Raw genomic sequence first — 24,441 nt, forward strand, 5'->3', positions numbered from 1 at the left:
GAACAATGTCTGGGCTTGGTATTTACATTGCCGGAGCAAGTCTAGGTTTATACAAACAGCATTCGCCATCCGGTCGTGTTTTAAAACGGCGATGTAGCCACATGTATTGACTCGGACTCGCCATAATGGACTGCTCGACAATCTTATTCACGAACACGGCCGCTTGGTCTGGGTCGTTTTTCGGGAACCCCTCAACTGGAGCACTGATGGTTAACTTGTATTGACCATTGCTCTCACGAACCATGGTAAACGGCACAATCGCACAATCCGTCGCATCCACCAGCAAGCTGGTTCCCGTCGTGGAACAAGCGCGCTTTACTGCAAACAAGGGCGCAAACGTAGAACGACGAGTACCGTAATCATGGTCTGGTGCGTACCATACACGATGCCCCGTTTTGAGCGCTTCAAGCATCCCTTTAACGTTTTTACGATCGATTAAAGTTCGATTCGAACGAGAACGTCCTTTGTATTGAAAGTAATCAAAACATGGGTTGTTGTTTGGTCGGTAAACCCCAGAGCCTGATTTTTTGATACCAAACGCACGAGCGCCTAGCTCTAGGTTCATCGAGTGAACCGCTAACATTAAAACGCCCTCACCTTGTTTTTCTAGCGCTTCAATGTGTTCCATTCCTTCAATCGTTACGTGCTTACTCACACGTCTGTCTGACCAAAGCCACGCCATGGCGGTCTCAAACAAGGCGATGCCCGTGTTATCGATATTGTCTTTTAAAATCGCCTCACGCTCTTGTTGGCTCATGTCTGGAAAACACAGCTCTAAATTACGTTTGATCGTGACTTGTCGTTTTTTCATTAATCACATCGCAATACGACCAATTCCGCTTCCTAGCGCGAGTTATACACGAAATGGGAGGAGGCTAAGAAGGTACATGATGCTAATAATGATCAATGTGCCCCAGTAGCGAGGTGCCAAAAATTCTACCTTGAATTTTGATGCCGTGTGCTTATTCATGAATGTATCATCAGACGAAATCGTCTTATTAATCCTTAAAAACAACGCTAAATGCGAATAGCAATTACCATTGACTGTACTTATTACAAAAACTAAAGCGCGCGGATGCTATGGCGCTTTAATACGTTACACAATAAGAACTTTCTGAGATTGCGGTGGACACTATCAAGTTAAACAAAAAGGGCGTGATATTCGTCGAATTGAAACAAAGTGCTAACTATTTTGCTAAAAGAAGAGAATAGGAAGAATCAAGTCATAGGGAGAAAAGTGCACTTGGCTTCTTTTGGGGGCAGGTTTGCATCCTCGATGATATGGCCCTTATTTTTCTGTTAACACTACTCGATGTAAACGTTTGTTTTTCTGCACTCAGAAGTGTACAGTCTCGCTAACTAATCATTGATGCCAATCCTTTGCTGTAATTGGAACCTCCATGAACTTCGACACCTTGCTGGCTTTCGGCGGAATCGTCTTCTTTTTAGCCATTATTCCCGGCCCTAACGCATTACTCATTTTATTTACCGCACTTACGCAGAGTCGTCGCTTTGCTATTGCCAATATTTTAGGTGTGGCACTTGGCTTTCTGATCCACGCTTTTGTCTCCGCAAAAGGGTTGAGCTTGTTGCTTTCACAATCAGCGCTGGCGTTCAACATATTAAAGTGGATGGGTGTTGCGTACTTAATTTGGTTGGGCATCAATAACCTAAGAAGTGGACTTAAACTGGCAGACCAAAAGTTAAAACTTGACCGTAAAATCGAGGAACAGACTCTCAAGCAAGCCTTTGTGAAGGGACTATTGACTAACCTGCTTAATCCAAAAATCGTGTTGTTCTACCTCTCTATTTTCCCTCAGTTTGTGCAACCTGAACATATTCTCGAGCAAAGCATCATGTTGGGTGCTCTTCAGGCAAGCATTGTTGCTAGTTGGTTTTTGTTTGTGATTTTCTTTGCCACTAAGGTTAAGGCCATGCTCACTTCTTCGAAAACAAGCAAGTGGCTGAACTACGTAAGTGGGGGGTTGTTTGTTTTCTTCGGCATCGGTTTAGCTAATACCCGTTTTTAAAGCCAGACTAAAGATACGAAAAACACGCCCACGAGCGTGTTTTTTATTGTCTCTGACTTAGCCAAAAACAGCGGCTAACACCAAGATCCCAACAAACAACACAGCGACTAACCCCAACAAATACGAGAGCTTGCCAGTGCCGCCCTTTGGCGCTTGATTACAACATCCCATGGTTTTCTCCACTTTCTGAATCACGCTAACTGCTCTTAATCTAGACCTTCCCCCAAGGTCAGAGTCAAACTTTGGCTAGCTTCCCATCAATTTCTCGAGTTCCGGTAATAAATAATTCGCTATAAACACGTTTTTAATATGCATTTTTTAAATCGATTTGCGTTTTTTAACCAGAGCAAACGTTTAAATTGATTACGAATAAACCATTGGCATTTCGCTTCATTTTTGGGTAAATACATACCGTTTTTGGCTATATACCCACAGATTCTCACAACCCTGCAATACGCCCGTCTTACTTGTAGAACGCATGCTCTCCACCCGAGGCATGTGGCTATTGAACATTCTAATGACTCAGCTCTACATGGTGATGTACATCTGTATCTTCGTCAGCTTCTTGGTTTCACGTCCTAAACATACGGACATTGAACGTCCATTTCGTGTGCCTGGCGGCAAGTTTGGCATGATGTTGGTGGCTGCTTTAGGTTTGATGAGCTGTCTGGTAACCATCTTCGTTTCATTCGATGTACCGGCAGGTATAAGCGCTCAGACAGGTGCTTATGTATTGATTCTTGGTTTCATTGCCTTTAGTTTGCCAGCGATTGGGGCCGTGATGTACCGAAACCGCAAACGTCGCCGACAAGGTCAGTTGATTGAGGTGATGGTGAATTAGTTCATCCCCCTCATCAGATAGCAAAAAGCCGCGAACGAATCGCGGCTTTTTTGTGTTTGGAATTTCTAGGTTAGTGACCAACCGTCTTAGACAGCAAGTTAACAATCATCACACCAGTGAGGATGAAGCCAATACCAACAAGCGCAGCAAGGTCGAGCTTTTGTCCGTACAGGAAGTAACCGACAGCAGCGACAAGTACAATCCCCGCCCCACTCCAAATCGCATAAACAATACCAACAGGCATGCTTTTTACTGTTACAGACAGTAGGAAGAAAGCGATACCATAACCAATGATAACCACTGTACTTGGCATCATTTTGGTAAACTGTTCTGTCTTAGGAATAGAAGAAGTCGCAATCACCTCACACACGATAGCTATAGATAAAGCAACCAGTGGAGGCATAGAAACAAGCATTTTGAACATAAGGCAATCAACGCTCAATTAACCTGAACTCGATGACATATCGAATCTCTGAGCGCCGCATTATAATCAAAATCCGCTAGCGCGCTATAAAAAGTGATGCAACTCACATTTACGCCAGCGTAATAATCGTGATTAAAAGTCAGTCTCTTCCAAGTTAATTACACAGGCAGACGTATCCATTCGAGCTGCTAACAAAGATTCTGGATCTGCATAAACGATATTATTCAGCCCCAACTTTTGCATGTCATCAATGCGGTACATCCAAGCCGCTTTGCTCGTATCGCATCCAGCCTTTTGCAACTTCTCGCGCTTATTTAGGTGCCCAAACATGGTGATCTTTGGATTCACAGCGACCAAGGCAAAAAACGCATCTTCATGTTGTCGCCATAAGGTCAGTGACTGCTGCCATTGTTCAAGTTCTTCTTGGTCGAAGCCATCAGTGTCCCATTCATCTTTCATCGCACCGCCGAACCACAACACTTCTGAACCTTTCATCACCAAAGTACTTGGCGCAGCAGTAAGCACATAATTAGCACAAGCAGACGCACACGTGCCATTAACAATGAGATGAACTTGATTATTGTAAAGCCATCGACCAAGCTCCATGGCTGGTCGGTATTCGCCAGAATCACTGTCTATCATCAGTGCAACAACACCGTCCGGCTGAACATTAGCAAGCTCTATGGCTTCTCTAACCTTTTCTGTACTTATCTCTCCATTGAAGTAAAGTGTTCTACCTTCCATGTAAATATCATCTGACAGGCTGCACGCGACAAACCCTAAAAGCGTGATCGCGCTGAGACACTTTCGCATATCGCTCTCCATGATCTTGATTCCAAAACTCGACACTGGAACTTTAAAAGATTATTGAACAAGTTGAATAAAGGCGAGACAAAAAGTGGCATTTTTTGATCAACGTCAACATGTACATACAGATGCTTATGTGGTGTTTAAGTTGCGCTAAAAGAGAGAAACGATGATTTAAAGATCTAACTGAGATTACTGCCAAACCATAATGGTAGTTTGAATGTCGTTATGTAGAGCGTAATGTAGAGGTCGAAAGCCATATTTCCAATATAAAGCTTCATTATGTTGTTCGCATTGTAGGAACAGTTTGTTAAAACCAAGCTGAGAAACATGGTTTTGAGCACGAGCCACGAGCGCCGCAGCATAGTCTTTACCCCGAGCTGAATCCTCTACATATACACCACCTAACCAATGTTCGTATTCTGGAAAGTCAATGTTCTCTCTGATCTTAAGTTCTGCGGTCGCGACAAGCTTGTTGTTTTCATCATGAACAACAAATGCGAGTGGAAATTCGTGTCGGCTGTTAGCCTTAAGCAAGACTTTTTCATGAACTTGAGCGGGCGTAACACCAGGGACGGTATAAGCTCACTCGTCAAAGTACCAGCGTGCGATAATGTAAGACTCATCTGGAAAATCTGCAAGAAAATGAATTTGGAAGGTTTGCTCTGTCACTAGTAGCCCCCATCCGCGCTATCAACAACACCGACCTCACCTGCTACATCAGAACTAGGCTTACTAAAACGATGTTGCTGCGCAAGCTCGAAGTAGATGTGCATATCGATAGGCTCTGGAGTGTTAAGCAGCATTTTACCTACCTCCCTCTGGAAATAGCCGTGATTGCCTAACGCTTCGGTTAAACCTAACTGCTCATAACTCGCCAAGCTCGTAAACATGCCGTAAGCGTATTGATAACGCGCCATGTCTTTCAATTTATCGTGACCAAGTTCAGTCAACGCTTTGTCTACTTCATCCGGTAGGTAAACGTCCTTATCACCAAACTCTCTAAGTAACACGATAGGCACCTGATGTGCGATGCTCTGAATGATAGCTTTTCTTTTAAACATGCCAAACATAATGTCCTCCACTGACGGTGATGAGCCAAACAACGCACTAACAGACGTGCTGGCGAGCCGATGAGTCTCTTTATTAGTATTTGGGCTCAAAATTTATACTAACTCGATCTCATAATCGTCTTCAAACGCTACCGTATCCGTTACACAAAAATGTACTCAGAAATCTTGCCGTAATCACATCCTGCTGATTGGGTTTTCCATGCAACCGAAAAGTACCGGCTCACGCTGCCGTGTTGTTAACTGGACCATTCACTTCGGTAACTGCTCGCTCGGGTAATTACACACATAAAAAAAGCCCAGCATAATGCTGGGCTTTTTTAGGTCCACGTCAACAAGATGATTTTTAACTGCATCAACAAGGATAGTTGGTTATATTATTTTTAATATCCTTGCCACCATCTTTAATAAACCTTACCACTAACAACTGACGAGTTAATGAATGATGCATACGGTACTTAATATAACTTTATTCTAATATTAATTATTCAAACGGTTCGGAAATATACATGACTTATGAAACTCTCATAAATCTTAATTTTAATAAGGTTAATATAATTTTCTGATATGATTTAAAGATTACAGGCCCAATAAAACAACATGCTGTAATACTCTAAAGACAACATCATACAAATCCATACAAACCAAAATTAAAACAATACCTTAACCACAAACGAAGAAGCGCTCACCTCGGACTTCCACTTGAAAGCACAACGAAACCACCACCCTCGTTTAATGGTGCATGAACTCTAATTTATAAAACTTATTATTTCAATAGAACTCAGTTAATTAACTCAATTAAATATGTTTTAAAAAACATGGCACTCTATAAAAGTGAAATAAAACTGTAACAAATCTTTACAATGAAAAACATCAGGTTAACTCTTGGAATATAACTACAATTACGAAGATAAAAAATATATTTATAATTATTAAAAACCAGCGCTATTTTCATGATTTCCTAATAAAAGAGATGAGGCCAATAAAATATATATGAGTGTTATATTTTATTGACTGGCTACATGTTCAAAATATTAAAGCTTTAGATGTTCTAGCCATTTGGAAAGAAATCGAGTTCAAAGTCACATTTCGTATCGACATCCGTAGGCAATTGGGGTAGTTTTAGATGTATAGACGTCTAAAAAATAAAGCTTAGGGAGAGAAAGCCGTGCCAATTAGAATTCCAGATCAGTTACCCGCTAGCGATGTATTAAGGACAGAGAACATCTTTGTGATGAGCGAAAGTCGAGCGGCAAGTCAGGAAATCCGTCCATTGCGAGTGCTTATTCTCAATTTGATGCCAAAGAAGATTGAGACAGAAACTCAGTTTCTGCGCCTACTTTCTAACAGCCCTCTTCAAGTGAATGTGGAGCTGCTAAGAATTGATAACCGACCAAGTAAGAGTACGCCAACCGAACACTTAGATACGTTTTATCGTCAGTTTGAGATGGTGAAAGGTAAAAACTTCGATGGACTCATTATTACAGGTGCGCCATTAGGTTTGGTTCAGTTTGAAGATGTGATTTATTGGGACCACTTAAAAACCATTATGGAGTGGGCAAAACATCACGTCACTTCAACACTGTACGTGTGCTGGGCGGCACAAGCTGGGTTGAAGCTGCTGTATAACTTGCCAAAGAAAACACGTAAAGAGAAGCTATCGGGGGTCTACCATCACAAGATCCATCATCAATACCACCCTCTTTTGCGTGGCTTTGATGATACCTTCCTAGCACCACACTCACGTTACGCTGATTTTTCGCCTGAGTTTTTAGAAGAACACACTGACCTTGATATCCTCGCGACTTCTGATGTTGCTGGTACCTACCTGGCAACAACAAAAGACAAAAGGAATGTGTTTGTTACTGGTCACCCGGAATACGACTCACACACATTACACAACGAGTATATTCGTGACCTAGGTGAAGGTATGGAGCCAGCAATTCCAATCAACTATTACCCAAATAACAATCCGGATAACCCACCATGCGCAAGTTGGCGAAGTCATGGACACCTGCTGTTTTCTAACTGGCTTAACTACTGTGTTTACCAACAAACGCCGTATGATCTGGATCATTTCAGCGAGGATGCGTTCACAAAGGACGACTAACTCCCTGATTTTAGAGTGTGAACTAAGCCGCCAACTGGCGGCTTTTTTACGTCAGTTTGCCAACCTGATCGCATAGTGTTTTATCCTCGTTAGGCTTTTGCATCGGAATTCATATCATGCTTTGTGAATCAGGGATGTGGGGCATGGATATGAAGTTTGGAAAACTCAGTACGTTGGTATTAGCAAGTCAATTAGGCTTGGTGGGGTGTGTAACCGTTAATGAAGAAGGCAACAGCCCTGTCGTCAAAGCAGATCCTGTCTCAATGGCAGAGTCTCGAATCGCTCTAGGCCTAGGTTACTTGGAAAGCGGTAGCATGATCAGAGCGCACGACAATCTCCAGCAAGCCCTCACCCACGCCCCAAACTATTACCGAGCTCAGCTCTCAATGGCCCACTATTACGAAACCGTTGGAGAAGATGCTAAAGCGGAAGACATGTATAAGCGTTCTATAAGACAGAATTCAAAGAACGGTAACGTGCTCAATAACTACGGCACCTTCTTATGCAAGCAAGGCGAGTACAAACAAGCTGACAAGATGTTTAATCGAGCGATTGAGCAACCATACTATTACCTGATCCCTGCCAGCTACGAAAATGCCGGATTCTGCGCCCTGAAATCAAACCATAAAGATAAAGCGAAATACTACTTCACTCGCGCTATAGACCACGACCCTCATCGACCTAAATCGATCCTTCAGCTTGCTAAGCTCGAAATCGACAGTGGAAATTACACTGATGCTCGTATTCGACTTATGCGTTTTAATCAAATGTACGGCGTGAAAAAGCCCTCTTTACGCCTCATGGTTGAGCTCGAACGCGCGGCGGGTAATGAGGCTCTCGAGAAAAAGTACCAATATCAGCTCGACCAAATTTCTTAATGCCATCGCGATGTAAGTGCCGAAAAGATCAAATCGGCTCTTTTCCAACGAAAAAAGTCAGTGCCCTTTCTTACTTCCTGGCAAGTCATCTAACGTCATAATTGTGCCACTGCTATTTTTGAGCCACTGCATACTACATAACCTAACATTTATTAGAGATGTGTAAATTTCCACCAAACTAACAACTGAACTTTTACTCTAATTTGTATGATAACAATCACACAACAATGCTCACTGTTTGCACAAGCATCATTAAAATTTATACATTCGAGTGGCTTATAAAAATTTAATCAAAAACAACTAAATATATAAACATCACAGATAAAAGGAAAATTATGTTGAAGCATAGAAACTTAGCGTTGGTTGCAACCCTGCCTATCGTATTGTTGCAAGGCTGTGGAGGTGGAGGTAGCTCCAGCGATACCCCAACGAGTACTGCACCAACAGATATTATCACATGGAAATTTAGAGATTTTTCTGTCCCTGCTAGCAGTTTTGCTAACAAATGTAGTATCGCAAGAACGGGGATTGATCCTTACACAGGAAAAAAGTACCCAGATGAAGCTGGTTCAACGTTGCACGAGAAAATGTTCCTTCGTGCATTCAGCAATGACACCTACCTTTGGTATGACGAAATCCCGGATAACAATCCAAGTAAATATCCATCTGTTCTCACTTACTTCAATTCTCTTGTGACATCTGACAAAACGGCTTCGGGTCAAAATAAAGACCGATTCCACTTCACTCGTTCATACGAAGATTATATGAAATCGCAACAGGCGGGACTCGTGGCTGGCTTTGGTTTTAACTGGAAGTTTGTGCAAAATACTGAGCCACGAGAAGTTATCATCTCTTACACCGAAGACCATTCTCCAGCATCTTCAAACGGTGTTGCACGTGGTGATAAGCTACTAAAAATTAATGATATTGATGTTGTAAACACATCCTCTCGTGCAGAGATTGACTTCATCAACAAGACACTTTTCTCCCCTGAACTAGGCAAAAACTTCACGTTCACATTCGAAACGGTAGATGGTGCGCCAAAAATAGTTACGCTCACCTCTGCAGACGTAGCGACAAGCCCAGTTCGTAATGTAAAAATCATCGACAACGATGGGACAAAAGTCGGTTACATGCAGTACAACGCGTTTGAAGTCACCGCACAACAACCGCTTATTAATGCCTTTAACCAACTATCAGCGGCAAACGTTGACGAAATTATTATGGATCTCCGTTACAACGGTGGTGGCTTAGTTTGGCAGTCTGCACAAGTTGGCTACATGCTAGCTGGTACACATTCCACCTCCACGTTTGCTGAACTGATTTACAACGACAGGATCATGAACTCCGGCGAGGTAGAAAATAACGTTTATAACTTTGTCGATACCGAAATTGATTGGGGTAAAGGTATCTTGACTGACAATGCTCTACCGACATTAAGTGCGAAACGCGTTTACGTTTTAACTACAGATAACACCGCGTCATCTAGTGAACTGCTTATCAACGGTCTTCGCGGTATTGATGTCGAAGTCGTTCAAATTGGTACGACGACAACGGGTAAGCCTTACGGTTTCTCCCCTCAACAAAACTGTGGCAACATGTATTACACGATTCAATTTAAGTCCTCGAACGCTAAGGGCTTTGGTGATTTTGCCGATGGCTTTACACCTACAGCAAAAAGTCTAGTATCGTCTAATATTGGTATAGATGACAAAGTGGAAGGCTGCGTTGTTGCGGATGATTTAACCAAACCATTGGGTAATAGTTCTGAAGGCATGTTGTCTGCAGCATTAAACTACATGACCACAGGAACTTGTCCACCGGCACCAGCCGTAGCAAAAGCACCTCGCCTTATGCCTATGCTGGGTGGCACTCCACTAAATCAACAGCTTGATCCACTGCGACAAGAGGCTATTCATGTCAAAATTAACTAGAACAAAAGCATTGATCACCGGAGCAACGATGAGCCTGATGCTGACGGGGTGTGCATCGTCAAGTAACAGCGACGCCGTCAATGCACTCAGCATTAAGACATCTAGCGACACCGTTACGGAAATTCAACGAGCGATTACGACGATTCAAGGCAACCAAGTACCACCGAAAATTGCTTCCAATACGTTTGAAACGAGCTCTCACTTGTTGATCGTTTCTGGACAATTGATGGAGAGTTACAACATGCCATTGAACGGTGCAGAGACAGAGTTGCCCGATCAATACACCTTGCAGCTCAGAGATGAGGAATGTGGCGTTTATTACGAGAAAGACGACAAGTTTATTCCTCTAACCAACATACAATGTCGACCGAATCCAATTCAGGATTAATCAAAAAGCGCGCCGTTACTTTATCCAAAATAACGGCGCGTTTGTTTATTATCTGTTCACTGACCCACTTCTATTTATAAGAAATGGAACGTCACGTTACCAGTGATGCTACTAACGGTATCACTATCACCATCAATATCTACACCAAATGCTTGATAACTTGCACCGAGAGAAATGTTATCTAACAGGAAGTATTCCGCACCAACACCGTACATGTAAGACACACCATCGTCTTTGTCCAAGCTACTCAAATTACCATTGTATTCGACGTTAAACGCGTTGATACCGCCCTTCGCGTAAACGTGCAGAGGACCAAAATCGATACTTGGTTTCGCCGCTAGATAGAATGAAGAGAAATCCACATCGCCTTTGTTACCACCAAGATTTAAATCTACTTGACCATGATTAAAGTAGCCAACCTCAATGCCGATCAGCGGTAAGATCCCCGTACCTACATGGATACCGTAAGTCGTATCACTTTCACTGTCGATGTCAGATTGACCGATTTGACCACCAGCATAAAGCCAAGAATCAGCCATCGCAGACGTTGAGCAAAGCGCTAAAGCCAATAACGAGAGTTTTGTTTTCATAGTTATACCTTTCCTGTTCGATTCATGAACGGAACATCACGCGAATTACATCGCGTTCCTTGTGTATCTAGGTAAATACTATATTCAAAAAGTGGCTGGTTTTAAGAGCAAGAAATGAATAAGTTCTGTTCAATGTCTATTTGTGTGATTTACAGACAAAAAAACACCGGCGCGTTGCCGGTGTTTATCAAATAAATCTTCGAGAGGCTCGATAATTATAGGAAGTGCAACGTCGCGTTTACAGAGAACGTACCGATGTCGTCTTTACCCGCTGTGTAGTTCATGTAGCTTGCGCCAACAGACATAGGGCCGAAAATGATGTATTCCGCACCTACACCGTACATTAGATCAACATCATCGTCGTCTTTGCCGCCAGAAACTTTCTTATCCCACTGGTGGATACCGCCTTTCGCGTAAACATGCAAAGGACCGAAGTCGATGCTTGGTTTAAGCGCAGCGTAGTAAGAAGTCAGTTTAGTTTCTTGACCAGCGATCTTGAATTCACCGTGTTGAGTAACACCCGCTTCGATACCGATGATTGGCAGAATACCTGTACCTACGTGTACAGAGTAAGACGTGTCTGTTTCGCCTTTGTAGTCAGACTGACCTACAGAAGCACCACCATAAATCCATGAATCTGCCATTGCTGCAGAAGAAGCACTTAGAAGTGCCACTGCCAATAGAGTTTTCTTCATCATCAACCTTTACTCTTTATTATCGCCCACATCTGCACCCGCAGAGGTCGGTACTGCAAACACAAGGGAGGCGAACCATTGCCTCCCTTATGACTTAAAATCACTTGTGGGTAAATAGCTGCAATTACTGTACCAATCACGCCTGTCACTGAACAAGCCATTGATTACTCAGCAATCCCCACAAGAAAAAACTGCCGCTATTTTACTGAACGATTAGCAAGCATCAATCGCATTTTTGACACGTTTATCAGAAACTGGGTACGGAGTGCCCAATTGTTGAGCAAAAAAGCTCACGCGAAGCTCTTCGATCATCCAACGAATCTCTTTCACGTTCTCTGGAATCACCATGCCTTTCGGAATTTTGTTGAGCAGCTCTTTGTAGTCGCTCGTCACTGATTCCACTTTCAGCATGTGTAAACGGTCTTTGTTTGGATCGATCGGCAGCTTCTCCATACGACGCTCAATCGCACGCATGTAACGCAGAATATCAGGCAGACGTTTCCAACCACATTCTGTCGCGAAGCCCTTGAAGATCAACCCTTCGACTTGTGCTTTGATGTCCGATAGCGCAAACGCCATGGTGAAGTCGATCTTGCCTTTCAACTTCTTATTGATGTTGAAAGCGGTCGTCAGAATGGTTTCCACTTGCTGCGCAATGTCCACCACCGTGTCACCAAGCTCAGCACGAACGTGTTCTTTCAGTGCATCAAACTTCTCTGGCTCCCAAACCAAACCGCCCTGCTCTTCGATAAGCTTATCGACACCACACGCGATACAGTCATCAATCAGATCCAGCACCTTGCCGTAAGGGTTAAAGTACAGCCCCAACTTCGACTTGTTCGGCAAGTTAGAGTGCAGGTATTTGATTGGCGAAGGCACGTTCAGCAAGATAAGACGACGCTGACCCGCTTGCATTGCCGTGACCTGCTCGTATTCGGTCTCGTATAGTTTGATTTCAACACTGTCTTTAGAATCCACAATCGCTGGGTACGCTTTAACGTCGTAACCGCCACGTTTTTGTTGGTATACCTTCGGCAGCTCACCAAAGCTCCACGTGTGCAGACCTTGTTGCTCAATGTCGTCATCCGCTACTTTTGAAAGGGTTTCTTGAACTTTATCTTTCAAGCTCTCTTTCAATTCATGAAGGTCTTTATTTTCCTTCAACTTGCGATTTCTATGGTCAACCGCGCGGAAAGTCACCTTCAAGTGCTCCGGAATTTGATCCATATTCCAATCTTCGCGCAGAACTTCCACACCCGTCATTCGACGCAGCTCTTTCTCTAATGAGTCAAGCAGTGGCGGTTCCATCGGCGTTGCACGAGCTAAGAAAGCATCGGCGTAGTTTGGTGCAGGAACAAAGTTCTTACGCACTGTCTTCGGCAGCGATTTAATCAAGCTCACCACAAGCTCATGGCGTAAACCTGGGATCTGCCAGTCAAAACCCGCAGGCTCAACTTGGTTCAAGATCGGCAGCGGCAAATGCACCGTTACGCCGTCACTACCATCGCCCGGTTCAAACTGGTAGCTCAACTTGAGTTTGAGGTTGTTTTGGTACCAGAAGTTCGGGTAATCCAAGTCGGTAACGTGGCTTGCATCGCCCTTGAACAGCATCTCTTTTTCAAAGTTCAGCAGTTCTTTGTTGTCTTTTGATGCTTTCTTCCACCACGTATCGAAGTGTTTGCCAGAGACCACTTCAGTGCCAACGCGTTGGTCGTAGAAATCAAACAGCTCATCGTCATCCACCAAGATGTCACGGCGACGAGATTTATGTTCAAGTTCTTCCACTTCTTGAAGAAGCTTACGGTTTTGCTTGAAGAACGCGTGTTTGGTTTCCCACTCGCCTTCCACCAGCGCGCTACGAATGAATAACTCACGACTGACGGTAGGATCGATACTGCCGTAGTTCACCAAACGCTTCGGTACAATTGGCACTCCGTAAAGCATCACTTTCTCGTGTGCCAAGACTGCTGCACGTTTCTTCGACCAATGCGGCTCGCTGTAGCTGCGCTTAATTAGGTGCTTCGCTAACGGTTCAATCCACTCTGGTTGAATCTTCGCGATGATGCGGCCCCAAAGTTTTGAGGTTTCCACCAATTCAGCAGACATGATCCACTTAGGTTGTTTCTTGAATAGACCCGATGCAGGGAAGATATGGAAACGAGCGTTGCGCGCGCCTTGGTATTCATTCTTCTCTTGGTCTTTCATACCGATGTGCGACAACAAACCAACAAGGATTGAGCTGTGTACACCGTGGTAAGACGCAGGCTCATCGTTAAGTTTGAATTCCATTTCACGCATCGACTGGTGAATTTGGAAGTACACATCTTGCCACTCACGCACGCGTAAGTAGTTCAAGTAATCTTGTTTACATTGCTTGCGGAACTGGTTACCCGTCAGCGCCTTTTGCTGCTTCTGGATGTAGTCCCACAAGTTCACAAACGTCAGAAAATCTGAGTCTTCATGGAAGAAGCGTTTGTGCTTGTCATCTGATGATTGCTGCTTATCACTTGGACGCTCACGCGGGTCTTGAATCGACAATGCCGCCGCGATGATCATCACTTCTTTCAACGCACCTTGCTTTGGTGATTCCAATACCATACGTGCTAAACGTGGGTCGATTGGAAGGCGCGCAAGTTGACGACCAATGCTAGTTAGGCGTTTTTTCGCGTCCTTCGCTTCGGCGTTAATTGCCCCAAGCTCTTCCAACAAACGAACACCATCTTGGATGTTACGTTTGTCAGGCGCTTCCACAAATGGGAAGGCTTGAATGTCACCCAAACCAAGTGCCGTCATCTGTAAGATAACCGACGCTAGGTTGGTACGCAGGATCTCAGGATCGGTAAACTCTGTACGTGACTCAAAATCTTCCTCTGAGTACAGACGGATACAGATACCCTCTTCCACACGACCACAACGACCTTTACGCTGGTTCGCACTCGCCTGAGAAACTGGCTCGATTGGAAGACGCTGAACCTTAGTACGGTAACTGTATCGACTGATACGCGCTGTACCCGGATCAATAACGTACTTGATGCCCGGGACCGTCAACGAGGTTTCTGCTACGTTGGTTGCCAGTACAATGCGGCGACCAGTATGAGGTTGGAAGATCTTGTTCTGTTCACCCGCCGACAAACGCGCGTAAAGCGGCACAATTTCCGTGCTCTTCAGATTACGTTTAGACAGTGCATCAGCGGTATCACGGATTTCACGCTCACCGTTCATGAAGATCAGGATGTCACCTAAACCTTCATCGCACAGTTCGTCTACCGCTTCGAAGATACCTTCAAGTTGGTCACGATCATTATCGTCATCACCACTTAGTGGGCGGTAACGGGTTTCTACTGGGTAAGTACGACCTGACACTTCAATGATTGGTGCGTTGTTGAAGTGCTTTGAAAAACGCTCAGGGTCGATGGTTGCCGACGTGATGATCACTTTTAGATCAGGACGACGTGGTAGTAACTCTTTCAAGTAACCCAAGATGAAATCGATGTTCAGGCTGCGCTCGTGCGCTTCATCGATAATGATGGTGTCGTATTGATTCAAGAAACGATCATGCTGAATTTCAGCCAGCAAGATACCGTCCGTCATCAATTTGATTTGGGTATTTTCAGAGATCTGATCGTTGAATCGAACCTTGTAACCAACAAACTCACCAAGCTTGGTTTCCATCTCTTCAGCAATACGGTTTGCAACCGAACGCGCCGCAAGACGACGAGGCTGAGTATGACCAATCAGACCGAACTTACCGCGACCAAGCTCAGCACAGATTTTTGGCAGCTGAGTGGTTTTACCTGAACCGGTCTCACCCGCAACGATAACCACTTGGTTTTCTTCGATCGCTTTCGCAATGTCGTCGCGTTTTTGGCTGACAGGCAGGATTTCAGGGTATTCAATCGTTGGTTTGTAGCTACTACGTTGCTCCACAACCATCATGGATTTGGCGATGTCTAATGCGATTTCATCAAACACAGCGTTACGTGCTGCGTCTTTTTTGATTTTACTTGCACCAGAGATTCGTTTACTCAAGCGGAAGCGGTCACGCATCATGCACTGGTTAAGTGCCTTGCGCATTGACGCCGCGTTATTTACTTGAGCCTGAGGCGCAGCATTCTGAGAAGCTTGTGCTTGAGATGCATTAGCCTTCTTCGCTTTGGCATTTTGCGCACCATTTGACGGTGTCGCTTGATCTTCAGCGGGATTCTTTTTTGGGGGCTGTGACGAAGTCAAAGCGTTTCCTATTCTTTTCATTACAAAAACTGCGCGGATTGTAGCACATAAGGGCCAGAACAAGATAACGGAAAGCGGCATCCAGCAATCATTCATTTTTCGAACAACTCAAGCAAATCCATCGTATTTTGAGTCGACGAGTATCTTACTTTGTGATTTGACTCTCGCGTTCCTTAAGCCGGTTTATTTGAGAATCTCTCTGAGCATCTATTAGCGCTTTCTTTGCATCATGATTCTCTTTACTTGTACCTGAAATCGCATTCGCAACTTGCTTATTTGTCTCTTCGATCATTTCCCATAGAGCCTTCAGACTAACAGAGCTATCAGTGAGAGGCTGATTTGGTGTAATAGCTTTGTGAGGCTCAGATACCCTACTTTCACGGAGTACTCTCTCGCGATTTTGCGCCCAACGCTTTTCATCACCAGTGTTATATGTCAATCCAGCTTTTCGCTCTAAACGTTGTCGCTCTGCACGTTCTCTGGTGGTCTCTTGTCTTTGTTCGCTGGAATCACAAGGCGAGGATTGATAACGCATTTATGTATACTACCGCTAAAAATAAAAAACACAGTAACATTATTCTTGCCTGCTAAGTACATACATGTTTTCTAAATGTCGAATCACCTAATGAAAAAGTGCACTTTCAATAGGAAAATGTTTATAACGACTAAGAACAAAGCACAACTCCAAAGGTTACAGGAAAAAATATATTTAAAGCGATGAATCAGTTAAAACGAATCAAGATAAAAATAAAGTTCTAATATGTAAATCTTACTTGATCGCTATACACGTAGAGGCACTAGAAACAAGGACTCGAAAATACATTAACTTTTAAGTTATTTATACTTATTAACAGGATTTTGAGCGTGGATTTAAACATCTCCTCGAGTTCAATTGCTTGTGAATTTAAACGTTAACGGTTTTTGTAATTTTTATCACGCTATTTTTGGAGTGATAGGTTTTCTATAAACGTGAATGAGTATTGGATTAGGTTCACGCTCATAAAGATCACAAGCTAAAGACGCTTTATTTAAGGCGCTGTCTCCTCTTTGTCCTGCTTTAATGTGAAAGTGATCTTTAATAAAGCGACAGTACTCAACGCTATTAACAGCCAACTAGCGATAACCATATTAATTTGGTCGGTCGGTAAAGCTGATAAACCTAAAGTAAAACCAAATGCACCTAACATTTGCAATGCTCCATAAATAGCACCAACTTGACCACGATGGTTAGGAAATAAGTAAAGAGCAGAAACGCTAGCCACCGTAGTAAGGAAAGTTGAGCCAAACGCAAAAAGTGCAAAGGCGGTAACTAAAATGAAGTAGCTTTGTATGGAAACACTATAGAGAGCTACAACCCCACCAGCAATCTGGATTAACACTCCTAGTGCTAAAGTCATGATCTCACTGATCCTAGTTTTGAGAAACGAGTTCCAGAAGAGGCGAGATGAAACGCTGGCGGCCATGAGTACGAGCATACCATGACTGAATTGCTCAACAGATAAGCCATATTGATTCTGGGCAACAAATGAACCTGTCACTTGGAAAAGGAGAATACAACTTGTTCCACTGATCATCATGGCTAAATAACTCAAAAATATCGGATGAGAAATTATCAACGCGTAATCTTTAAGCATTTGTTTGGGTTTTATAGCATGTGGGTTCTTCTTCGCTATAGTTTCTTTTTGTTTAAAGATCACCACCAGCAGTATGAGTACCGCTAAAACAGCCATGAAAAAAAAGTTGCCTTGCCACCCATAATGCCCCGCAATATAACCACCTATCACAGGTGTCAAACCGGGCAATCCCATAAAAAGCACACCATACCAAGCCAGTATGCCCATCAACTCACTTTTATTGAAGGAATCTTGTAACACCGTCCTGCAGAGAAGATACAGTCCACCCACTCCTAGTCCTTGAATAACACGACCCAATAGCAAAGTGTGTATGTTTATCGATGACAAACAAACGATAGAGCCAGCTAAAAAAATAATAGCAGAGACGAGTGCGACGGGCTTACGGCCATAACGTTCAGATAAAGGTCCACAGCTTAATTGACTGAATGCAAGAGCAATAAAGAAAAAGCTTAATGACTGCTGGGCAAGAGAGTCAGTAGTGTGCAAGCTACTTTCAATGTCTGGCAAGCTTGGCGCGTACATACTTGATGCAAAAAAATAGCTTAGCGCCATGATAAAGCTAATTAGAATAATGGGGATTTTTGACATAGATGACACCATAAGATTTAGGAAACAGGAGGATTTTAACCAGCTTAGGTTTTTCCAGCTTCCGACTTAGCGACAAGGTGTTTTCAAAACACGCCAAATTAATCCAATGCACAAACTACTTTGGTAACACTGCGTTGAGATTGTTTTTTTTCTTATGTTCTTTAAATGCGCTCGAAAAAGCCGACAAACTTGAATATTGTAACTCGTAGGCGATGTCAGTCGCGGTCATCCCTTGGTTCATTAGCTGTTCCGCTCTATCCATTACCACTTTGTTGCGAATATCTTTAAAAGAAGAATCGAAATAGGTGAGAAAAAGTCGATTTAATGTCCGTACTGAAGCACCTGTAGTCGCCGCCAGGTCTGAAATTGATATTTTGATGTTGGGTTGATTCGAAAGGGTATCAATAACGCTAAGTAATCTTCTATCAAGACTACCTCGTGCCACAAGACTGGCCGAGGATGTTTCGCATTGAAGCGTTTGATCGACCAGAACTTGAATATAATGCTTCTCTAAACACTCTTTGGGTTGATCATATTCCCAAAGTTGAAAGAGCTGAGCGACGATAGGGGAAACCGAGAATAAATTAATTTTATCACTCTCTGACTGAAGTTGGACTGTTGTACATAAAAAGCTAAGTCGTGAATGCGTTAACACCTCAGCTCTGTGAGGTGTATGGGAAGGCACATAAATAAGATTGCCGGGTGTGGATAGGATACTTTGCTCATCGGTGTAGAGAATATGGCACCCTTGATGGACATAGATAAAGTGCGCAAAATCATGTTGATGAAAGTCGCAAGAAAAGTGACTGTCATAAACGGTTGTTATGACCTGATGGTCATCCTTCTCTATGGTCATTAGTAAGTCATCTTTATTTAAATGAGACTTTAACCATAACATATTTTTTAAGCTCAATCTGTTTAGAGGTTAAACCATCAATACGGCAGTAACTTTAAGCGAAGAAGCTCACACACGAGCTAATGATATTTTTCATGTCTCATGCTGGGCACCATACTACCGTTTGTTGAGGTGATTCAGGTATAAATCTTAAGGAGTAGATTTTGTTAAATAATTCAATAAAAAAGTACATAATATTCATCATTTCATTCGTTATCAATTATTCGGTAGCTGCAATTGATCTAGATAATGCGACACTCAATGAAATCCACATTGCGTTAAAAAATAAAAAGATAACATCAGAGCAATTAGTAGAATCTTATTTAGAGAGAATTGAGAAAAATAAGGCTCTGAACGCGGTTGTAAGCATTGATGACACCGCTTTGAAAAATGCGAAAAAATGGGATAAATCGGGCGATAAAAACTCGATACTTGGGGGAATTCCATTTCTAGTAAAAGATAATTACAACGTAGTAGATCAACCTAATACTGCAGGCTCGATTGCACTCCAAGATAATATCGCAAAATATGATGCTAAGGTGGTAGAGTTGCTAAAACAACAGGGGGCAATTGTGCTGGGCCGGACGAATATGTCAGAACTCGCAGCCTCTTACGGGCGGTTCGGTTACAGTTCGCTCGCCGGGCAAACTCTTAACCCACTTAACTTACAGCGGGATCCCTCCGGTTCAAGCAGCGGTTCAGCGTCTGCAGTTGCTGCCCATTTAGCTCCTTTTGCATTGGGTACAGACACCACAGGATCGATTCGTGGTCCTGCTTCAGTCACTGGTTTGATAGGATATCGACCGTCAATGGGGTTAACCAGTCGTACAGGCGTTGTGCCACTTTCTCTGACTTTTGACACAATAGGACCGCTTGTATCCTCCGTGGAAGATCTTGTTATCATCATGGACATCATAGCAGTGGAAGATACAAAAGATCAGGCAAGTGTGTTTTATTATTCGACACAATCAGCCCCAAATTTTACTCGATCGTTGAATGAAGCAACGCTTGAGAATAAGAGGTTGGGATATATAAATAACTATTCGGGTGCGAACGATGAGGTGGATGTGATTATTGATCAGTCACTAATAAAAATGAAAGGCCAAGGGGCTGAGGTCATCGAATTATCATTACCTGAAGAGATGGCATCCATTGGCGCAACTGTTTCATCTTTTATTATTGCAGCAGAGTTTAAACCACAATTGGAAACACACTTGCGCACCAATAATACAACGCTAAATTTGTCTGAAATAATTAAAAAACTTAAAGCCGATAAAGAGAACCCTCACCCTATCAATCCCAAGCGATTGGCTGCTTTAGAACAGAATATGCTCAATCATGATACCAACAGTTCTCGTTACATAAGCTTACTCAACCAACATTTACCATTAATGAGAGCTAAACTGGATTCTATAAAAAAACAGTATCGATTAGATGGCTTTGTATTTGCGACTAGGCCCTGCCCGGCAGCACCACTGCCAAGCATTATTGATGATAGCTACCAATGTCGGTCACAAGATCTACTGGAGGCTGGTTATATTGCTTCTCTACTAGGGTATCCTGAAATCTCAATCCCAGCTGGAGTCACACAAAGTAATATCCCGGTCAGCTTATCTTTTTTAGGTGGCTTTGCTCAAGATGTAGAAATGATCCAGCTCGGTCACGCATTTGAAAAACTGGCCCATTTTTCGGTAGAAAATTGATTATACCTAGATGGTCTTCCCCCCATTGACAAGATATCTATGCCTATAAAAGAGGCCGGTCGCTTCCATATGTCCGGCCTATGCGTGAAGCTGCCAATTCTGGACTTGACGACACTTCGCGCATAGCTTTTATCAGGTAATCAATATTAGTAAGCCTTTGGGCATATCAGATTGGCTATAGGCTCTAGTCGTACCCGTTTTTCATCTTAACTGCCATCTATATAATTCTTTAGTAAGCCTTTATTAACTCTTCGTGTTAAATAGCAACTAGAGTCTAATAACTATCTCCTCGACAGATAATTATCTACTATATTAGAATTACCTTACTCGCTCAGAGTATCATTCTTGGATTCAAGAACGGAGTGCGACACCTCTGAACATAAAAACAGCGAAATGCGAAAATCATGAAGTTAACTCCCGCTAAGAAGTAAAAAACATGAGATAAACGCACCTTACTAAGAACGAAACGCACATGATTTCTGCACTCAGAAAGCGAGGAATTAGTACCGTTAAAATAGCTAAACAACTTGATCGTCACAAATCGACTTCAGATTACTTGAAGCCTTGCTACGACAGGATTGGAGCCCTGACCAAATCGTCGGATATCTAAGGAGCCAAGAGCTCATTTATCAGCATATTTGGAACGAAAAAACTCTCGGTGGGACCCTATGGAAGCACCTACGCCGGTCCACTAAGAAAAGGCGTAAGAGGTATAACTCAAAAGACAGCCGACGTCGGCTGACGCAAAGCGCCATATTACCGATAGGCCAGCAAAAGCTGAGCATAGAAAAGAGCCCTGTCATTGGGAAATGGATACCGTCGTTAGCCGCGGAACCAAGCACTGTATAGTGACGTTAGTCGACAGAATGACTGGCTACACTTTTATTGGGCAAATGGACGATAGAACAAGCGAGTCGCTCAACGTAAGAATGAGCAAAATCATCACCCGCTCTGACTTACCCTTTAAAACGACAACTGTGGATAACAGCACTGAATTTCATGGTTATGCACAACTAGAGAAACATCATAACTGTCTGTTTTAACTTGTAAAGCCTTACCATTCATGGGAACGAAGTAAAAATGAAAACACCAACGGCTTGATATTACAATACTTACCAAAACGAACTTCTATGTCACACGTAACACAGAAGATCTACAATGAAATTGCATACAAATTACATACGCGCCCGCGCAAAAGACTTGGGTATAGGACACCAACGGAGTACATTCATGCGCATCTGTAAAAAGTGTCGCACTTCAAACTTGATACTAAGAGATTGTTTTCGACATGCTGTAAAACCTATCATCAGCGTTATCAACCACAAAACCAACTCTTTCATACAAATGAAAAGCTGGGCTGATTTTAAATACACGTAACTTAAGTCGATTAGCGCCTGATTCAATGGCTAACCTTTCACATTCTGAAAGTGCTAACGCACCAATGCCTTTATTTCGGTATTCCTCACCGACTTGCAAGTCACGAACATAACAACCATCATTATCAAATGCCAAACGAATTGCCCCAACGACCTCATCATTTAAGAGGATATCGAAATTGGCTAAATCTTGAATTTGCTCTTCGATTTTTGAGCAATCCCAATCAACAGAATAATGCTCGTAGTATAAACGCATATTTACGTAAGTAATCTTATCCGACGCTGATAAATCTTTTGTTTGTTGATACGAAACCATTGAATCTCCTAACGCCCTGTAAGGTGTGAGTAACGCAATACCGACCCCCTGCTTGCCATCTTAAACACTAAACGCAACGCATAGTAAAAATGCCACGCGTTGCGAATCACTCTTAAACAGTTATGTGATAGTTATAACACCCACGATACTATAAAAATAGAGTTTCAAACGACCGTTCTCTTTTGATGGACATTAAGCTAGAGGACAGCGAGGCAAGCATTGCCTCATACACGAAGTTACCCATGCTTATACGTTTGACACCTAGAGTTTTCAGTTCTTGAAAACTAGGTAATTCAGGGATACACATTACATTTATTGGTAGCGACGTACTTGCTACAACAGTTTCAATATCATTAACGTCTCTAATACATGGTAGAAAAATTCCATCGGCGCCAGATTGTTGATACCTATTAATTCTTTCAATACTCTCAACTAGAGGTTCACTAACATTGAGCAAGAATGCATCGCTCCGAACATTAATGAAAACTTCAGTATCTGCTTCAGCGAGTAACAACCTAACTTGCTTAAGCGTTTTCTCAAATTGTGCAACATCACACAGCTGCCTGTGACCTTTTACTACAACACTATCTTCTATGTTTATGCCAACGACGCCGACTTTCACCAATTCGATAATGTTCTTTGCTATGAGTTCAGGTGTATCTCCAAAACCTGATTCAATATCAACTGTCAAAGGCAGATTGGTTGATCCACCGATTGCTTTAACAATTGACAACAAATCATTGAACTTAATATTCTCTCCATCATCTTTTCCAAGATTACTCGCAATAGCAGCACTGGAAGTACCGATAGCTAAAAACCCAACTTCCTCTGCGATCTTCGCACTCGGTACATCCCAAACATTACAAATAACTAGTGGTTCTTCCGCTCTATGCATACTTTTAAACATGTCTGATACTCCCATATATGTTTGGAACTAATACTTTCAGACAGATGCTAGCGATGGCCATATCATAAAGCTCGCCAATTCCGGAACTGAATGATAAATATTGGTCCATAAGTCGCGGTCACATAACGCCCAATTAAGGTGTGAAGCGCGCAACCACGACACTCAATTTAGCCACCGTAATCACCAAACTTAAACCAAACTAAAAATGCCAAGCGTGCTGAATCACTCTTAAATTGCTTGTTAGCCCTATGCCCAAAGGTTGCACGCCTCTACCGCTTCGATTTTAACACCGAAACTAGAAATGCTTGGTAACGTGGCATTGTGGTGCTCTCGAATTTGAGCCCCACTGGCGTGCTCCTTATCATGAGTTGTGTGAGCATCCGAAACCAAAGTTACGGGGTAGCCTAAACCTGCAGCTCTGCGAATGGTGGTATCAACGCAAAACTCTGAGGCGTAGCCACACACAATTAAGCTATCTACATCGAGTTCATTCAAAACACTTTGAAGATTAGTATTCAAGAAAGAGTCTGGTGTTGTTTTGCGAACGAAATGGTCACCAGTTTGTGTAATTAAGCTCGACTGCAATGCCCAACCAGCGCTTTCGTATTCAATAACAGATTTAGGTTGCTCGTGCTGAACAAAGATAACTGGGACAGACTTAGCACGCGCCAATTTCGTAACTTCATTAATTTTGGTGAGTACGATTTGTGACTCAAATGGTTGAGGTTCCGGGTCGAACAGAATCGACTGAACATCAATAACTAATACTGCAGATTTCATTGTTTTCCTCTGATAGGGCTAACGCTTTTTATACGGCTTTTAGCCGCCTTTTATCGTCTTATAATGCAGCCTATCTGGTTGCAGTTCAATTAATAATCAGTAGGTTAATGAATAGTGCTGAGTTTTGGACCGCCAAATGACGCATAATTAAAAAAAGCAAAACTCAGCACTTAATTGAATAACTACAGGTAAGGCAAATGCAAAATTACAGATTTTGAGTAGACTTTCATGTTGAGAAGGAATTT

The 24,441-nt window shown here is 42.8% G+C and carries 20 protein-coding genes and 3 pseudogenes; 8 read left to right on the plus strand and 15 right to left on the minus strand.

All coding sequences use genetic code 11. The features are described from left to right. Positions 1 to 22: 22 nt before the first annotated feature. Positions 23 to 970: pseudogene (locus tag A8140_RS09010) on the minus strand (LpxL/LpxP family Kdo(2)-lipid IV(A) lauroyl/palmitoleoyl acyltransferase). A 430-nt stretch (positions 971 to 1,400) separates the two neighbouring features. On the opposite strand from A8140_RS09010, the gene A8140_RS09015 reads away from it, so the two are divergent. Beyond that, entirely contained in the window at positions 1,401 to 2,030 is a 630-nt protein-coding gene (locus tag A8140_RS09015) for a LysE family translocator (RefSeq protein ID WP_005534980.1), read from the plus strand. A gap of 57 nt (positions 2,031 to 2,087) precedes the next feature. Here the strand turns inward: A8140_RS09015 and A8140_RS25115 are convergent, their stop codons facing one another. Continuing rightward, complete coding sequence (locus A8140_RS25115; protein ID WP_155483759.1) at positions 2,088 to 2,225, minus strand: hypothetical protein; 138 nt, start codon at positions 2,223 to 2,225, stop codon at positions 2,088 to 2,090. Positions 2,226 to 2,520: 295 nt separating this feature from the next. Here A8140_RS25115 and A8140_RS09020 point away from each other — a divergent pair. Next, positions 2,521 to 2,871, plus strand: a pseudogene (locus A8140_RS09020) (amino acid permease); the annotation flags it as partial. A gap of 70 nt (positions 2,872 to 2,941) precedes the next feature. Here the strand turns inward: A8140_RS09020 and A8140_RS09025 are convergent. The 4 genes from A8140_RS09025 to A8140_RS09040 all read right to left on the minus strand — a co-directional run bounded on the left by A8140_RS09025 (position 2,942) and on the right by A8140_RS09040 (position 5,175). Then, positions 2,942 to 3,274 carry a DMT family transporter gene (locus A8140_RS09025; RefSeq protein WP_005534982.1) on the minus strand — a complete coding sequence of 111 codons (333 nt, stop codon included), beginning with the start codon at positions 3,272 to 3,274 and terminating at the stop codon, positions 2,942 to 2,944. Positions 3,275 to 3,427: 153 nt separating this feature from the next. Beyond that, positions 3,428 to 4,108 carry a hypothetical protein gene (locus A8140_RS09030; protein WP_005534984.1) on the minus strand — a complete coding sequence of 227 codons (681 nt, stop codon included), beginning with the start codon at positions 4,106 to 4,108 and terminating at the stop codon, positions 3,428 to 3,430. Between the two features lie 186 nt (positions 4,109 to 4,294). Then, positions 4,295 to 4,639 carry a GNAT family N-acetyltransferase gene (locus tag A8140_RS09035; RefSeq protein WP_005534986.1) on the minus strand — a complete coding sequence of 115 codons (345 nt, stop codon included), beginning with the start codon at positions 4,637 to 4,639 and terminating at the stop codon, positions 4,295 to 4,297. Positions 4,640 to 4,773: 134 nt separating this feature from the next. Continuing rightward, positions 4,774 to 5,175, minus strand: coding sequence for a hypothetical protein (locus A8140_RS09040; RefSeq protein WP_005534990.1), 402 nt, complete (start codon positions 5,173 to 5,175; stop codon positions 4,774 to 4,776). 1,165 nt (positions 5,176 to 6,340) lie between these two features. Between A8140_RS09040 and metA the strand changes: the two genes are divergently transcribed. From metA to A8140_RS09060, 4 genes are all read left to right on the plus strand, one after another. Next, the gene (gene metA, locus A8140_RS09045) at positions 6,341 to 7,282 is read left to right on the plus strand and encodes a homoserine O-acetyltransferase MetA (RefSeq protein WP_005534992.1); all 942 of its coding nucleotides are present in this window, start codon (positions 6,341 to 6,343) and stop codon (positions 7,280 to 7,282) included. A 149-nt stretch (positions 7,283 to 7,431) separates the two neighbouring features. Continuing rightward, on the plus strand, positions 7,432 to 8,160 hold the full coding sequence (pilW, locus tag A8140_RS09050) for a type IV pilus biogenesis/stability protein PilW (RefSeq protein WP_033000519.1): 729 nt from the start codon (positions 7,432 to 7,434) through the stop codon (positions 8,158 to 8,160). A 335-nt stretch (positions 8,161 to 8,495) separates the two neighbouring features. Beyond that, positions 8,496 to 10,094, plus strand: a complete 1,599-nt coding sequence (locus A8140_RS09055) for a S41 family peptidase (protein ID WP_005534995.1) — start codon at positions 8,496 to 8,498, stop codon at positions 10,092 to 10,094. Further along, complete coding sequence (locus tag A8140_RS09060; RefSeq protein WP_005534996.1) at positions 10,078 to 10,482, plus strand: hypothetical protein; 405 nt, start codon at positions 10,078 to 10,080, stop codon at positions 10,480 to 10,482. Before A8140_RS09055 ends, A8140_RS09060 begins: the two co-directional genes overlap by 17 nt. Before the next feature lie 74 nt (positions 10,483 to 10,556). Here A8140_RS09060 and A8140_RS09065 read toward each other — a convergent pair whose 3' ends face one another. From A8140_RS09065 to A8140_RS09090, 6 genes are all read right to left on the minus strand, one after another. Continuing rightward, a complete protein-coding gene (locus A8140_RS09065) occupies positions 10,557 to 11,072 on the minus strand; it encodes a porin family protein (RefSeq protein WP_005433757.1) in 516 nt (171 codons plus the stop codon). Between the two features lie 215 nt (positions 11,073 to 11,287). Next, positions 11,288 to 11,767, minus strand: coding sequence for an outer membrane beta-barrel protein (locus tag A8140_RS09070; RefSeq protein WP_005534997.1), 480 nt, complete (start codon positions 11,765 to 11,767; stop codon positions 11,288 to 11,290). Between the two features lie 213 nt (positions 11,768 to 11,980). Further along, positions 11,981 to 16,018: an ATP-dependent RNA helicase HrpA gene (gene hrpA, locus A8140_RS09075; RefSeq protein ID WP_080639315.1), complete on the minus strand. Its 4,038-nt coding sequence runs from the start codon at positions 16,016 to 16,018 to the stop codon at positions 11,981 to 11,983. Between the two features lie 124 nt (positions 16,019 to 16,142). Next, the gene (locus A8140_RS09080) at positions 16,143 to 16,532 is read right to left on the minus strand and encodes a hypothetical protein (protein ID WP_005537230.1); all 390 of its coding nucleotides are present in this window, start codon (positions 16,530 to 16,532) and stop codon (positions 16,143 to 16,145) included. Between the two features lie 493 nt (positions 16,533 to 17,025). After that, positions 17,026 to 18,219 carry an MFS transporter gene (locus A8140_RS09085; protein ID WP_038863664.1) on the minus strand — a complete coding sequence of 398 codons (1,194 nt, stop codon included), beginning with the start codon at positions 18,217 to 18,219 and terminating at the stop codon, positions 17,026 to 17,028. 115 nt (positions 18,220 to 18,334) lie between these two features. Continuing rightward, positions 18,335 to 19,075 carry a helix-turn-helix domain-containing protein gene (locus A8140_RS09090; protein WP_227740733.1) on the minus strand — a complete coding sequence of 247 codons (741 nt, stop codon included), beginning with the start codon at positions 19,073 to 19,075 and terminating at the stop codon, positions 18,335 to 18,337. Between the two features lie 203 nt (positions 19,076 to 19,278). Between A8140_RS09090 and A8140_RS09095 the strand changes: the two genes are divergently transcribed. Further along, positions 19,279 to 20,817: an amidase gene (locus A8140_RS09095; protein ID WP_005535742.1), complete on the plus strand. Its 1,539-nt coding sequence runs from the start codon at positions 19,279 to 19,281 to the stop codon at positions 20,815 to 20,817. A gap of 472 nt (positions 20,818 to 21,289) precedes the next feature. Further along, positions 21,290 to 22,061: pseudogene (locus tag A8140_RS09100) on the plus strand (IS30 family transposase). 25 nt (positions 22,062 to 22,086) lie between these two features. Here A8140_RS09100 and A8140_RS09105 read toward each other — a convergent pair. From A8140_RS09105 to A8140_RS09120, 3 genes are all read right to left on the minus strand, one after another. Beyond that, a complete protein-coding gene (locus A8140_RS09105) occupies positions 22,087 to 22,509 on the minus strand; it encodes a GNAT family N-acetyltransferase (protein ID WP_005535743.1) in 423 nt (140 codons plus the stop codon). A gap of 148 nt (positions 22,510 to 22,657) precedes the next feature. Next, positions 22,658 to 23,416, minus strand: coding sequence for an isocitrate lyase/PEP mutase family protein (locus A8140_RS09115; RefSeq protein ID WP_005535744.1), 759 nt, complete (start codon positions 23,414 to 23,416; stop codon positions 22,658 to 22,660). A gap of 246 nt (positions 23,417 to 23,662) precedes the next feature. Next, the gene (locus A8140_RS09120) at positions 23,663 to 24,196 is read right to left on the minus strand and encodes a cysteine hydrolase family protein (RefSeq protein WP_005535745.1); all 534 of its coding nucleotides are present in this window, start codon (positions 24,194 to 24,196) and stop codon (positions 23,663 to 23,665) included. Between the last annotated feature and the right edge of the window lie 245 nt (positions 24,197 to 24,441).

The organism is Vibrio campbellii CAIM 519 = NBRC 15631 = ATCC 25920, assembly GCF_002163755.1.
GTDB classification, from domain to species: Bacteria; Pseudomonadota; Gammaproteobacteria; order Enterobacterales; family Vibrionaceae; genus Vibrio; species Vibrio campbellii.

Bases quoted from the DNA above. Each gene is read 5' to 3' on its own strand.
- A8140_RS09030 (WP_005534984.1), bottom strand. From the start codon at position 4,108: ATGCGAAAGTGTCTCAGCGCGATCACGCTTTTAGGGTTTGTCGCGTGC.
- A8140_RS09070 (WP_005534997.1), bottom strand. From the start codon at position 11,767: ATGAAGAAAACTCTATTGGCAGTGGCACTTCTAAGTGCTTCTTCTGCA.
- A8140_RS09090 (WP_227740733.1), bottom strand. From the start codon at position 19,075: ATGACCATAGAGAAGGATGACCATCAGGTCATAACAACCGTTTATGAC.
- A8140_RS09120 (WP_005535745.1), bottom strand. From the start codon at position 24,196: ATGAAATCTGCAGTATTAGTTATTGATGTTCAGTCGATTCTGTTCGAC.
- A8140_RS09055 (WP_005534995.1), top strand. From the start codon at position 8,496: ATGTTGAAGCATAGAAACTTAGCGTTGGTTGCAACCCTGCCTATCGTA.
- A8140_RS09105 (WP_005535743.1), bottom strand. From the start codon at position 22,509: ATGGTTTCGTATCAACAAACAAAAGATTTATCAGCGTCGGATAAGATT.
- A8140_RS09080 (WP_005537230.1), bottom strand. From the start codon at position 16,532: ATGCGTTATCAATCCTCGCCTTGTGATTCCAGCGAACAAAGACAAGAG.
- A8140_RS09060 (WP_005534996.1), top strand. From the start codon at position 10,078: ATGTCAAAATTAACTAGAACAAAAGCATTGATCACCGGAGCAACGATG.
- A8140_RS09115 (WP_005535744.1), bottom strand. From the start codon at position 23,416: ATGTTTAAAAGTATGCATAGAGCGGAAGAACCACTAGTTATTTGTAAT.
- A8140_RS09085 (WP_038863664.1), bottom strand. From the start codon at position 18,219: ATGTCAAAAATCCCCATTATTCTAATTAGCTTTATCATGGCGCTAAGC.
- hrpA (WP_080639315.1), bottom strand. From the start codon at position 16,018: ATGAAAAGAATAGGAAACGCTTTGACTTCGTCACAGCCCCCAAAAAAG.
- A8140_RS09025 (WP_005534982.1), bottom strand. From the start codon at position 3,274: ATGCCTCCACTGGTTGCTTTATCTATAGCTATCGTGTGTGAGGTGATT.
- A8140_RS09040 (WP_005534990.1), bottom strand. From the start codon at position 5,175: ATGTTTGGCATGTTTAAAAGAAAAGCTATCATTCAGAGCATCGCACAT.
- pilW (WP_033000519.1), top strand. From the start codon at position 7,432: ATGAAGTTTGGAAAACTCAGTACGTTGGTATTAGCAAGTCAATTAGGC.
- A8140_RS09015 (WP_005534980.1), top strand. From the start codon at position 1,401: ATGAACTTCGACACCTTGCTGGCTTTCGGCGGAATCGTCTTCTTTTTA.
- A8140_RS09065 (WP_005433757.1), bottom strand. From the start codon at position 11,072: ATGAAAACAAAACTCTCGTTATTGGCTTTAGCGCTTTGCTCAACGTCT.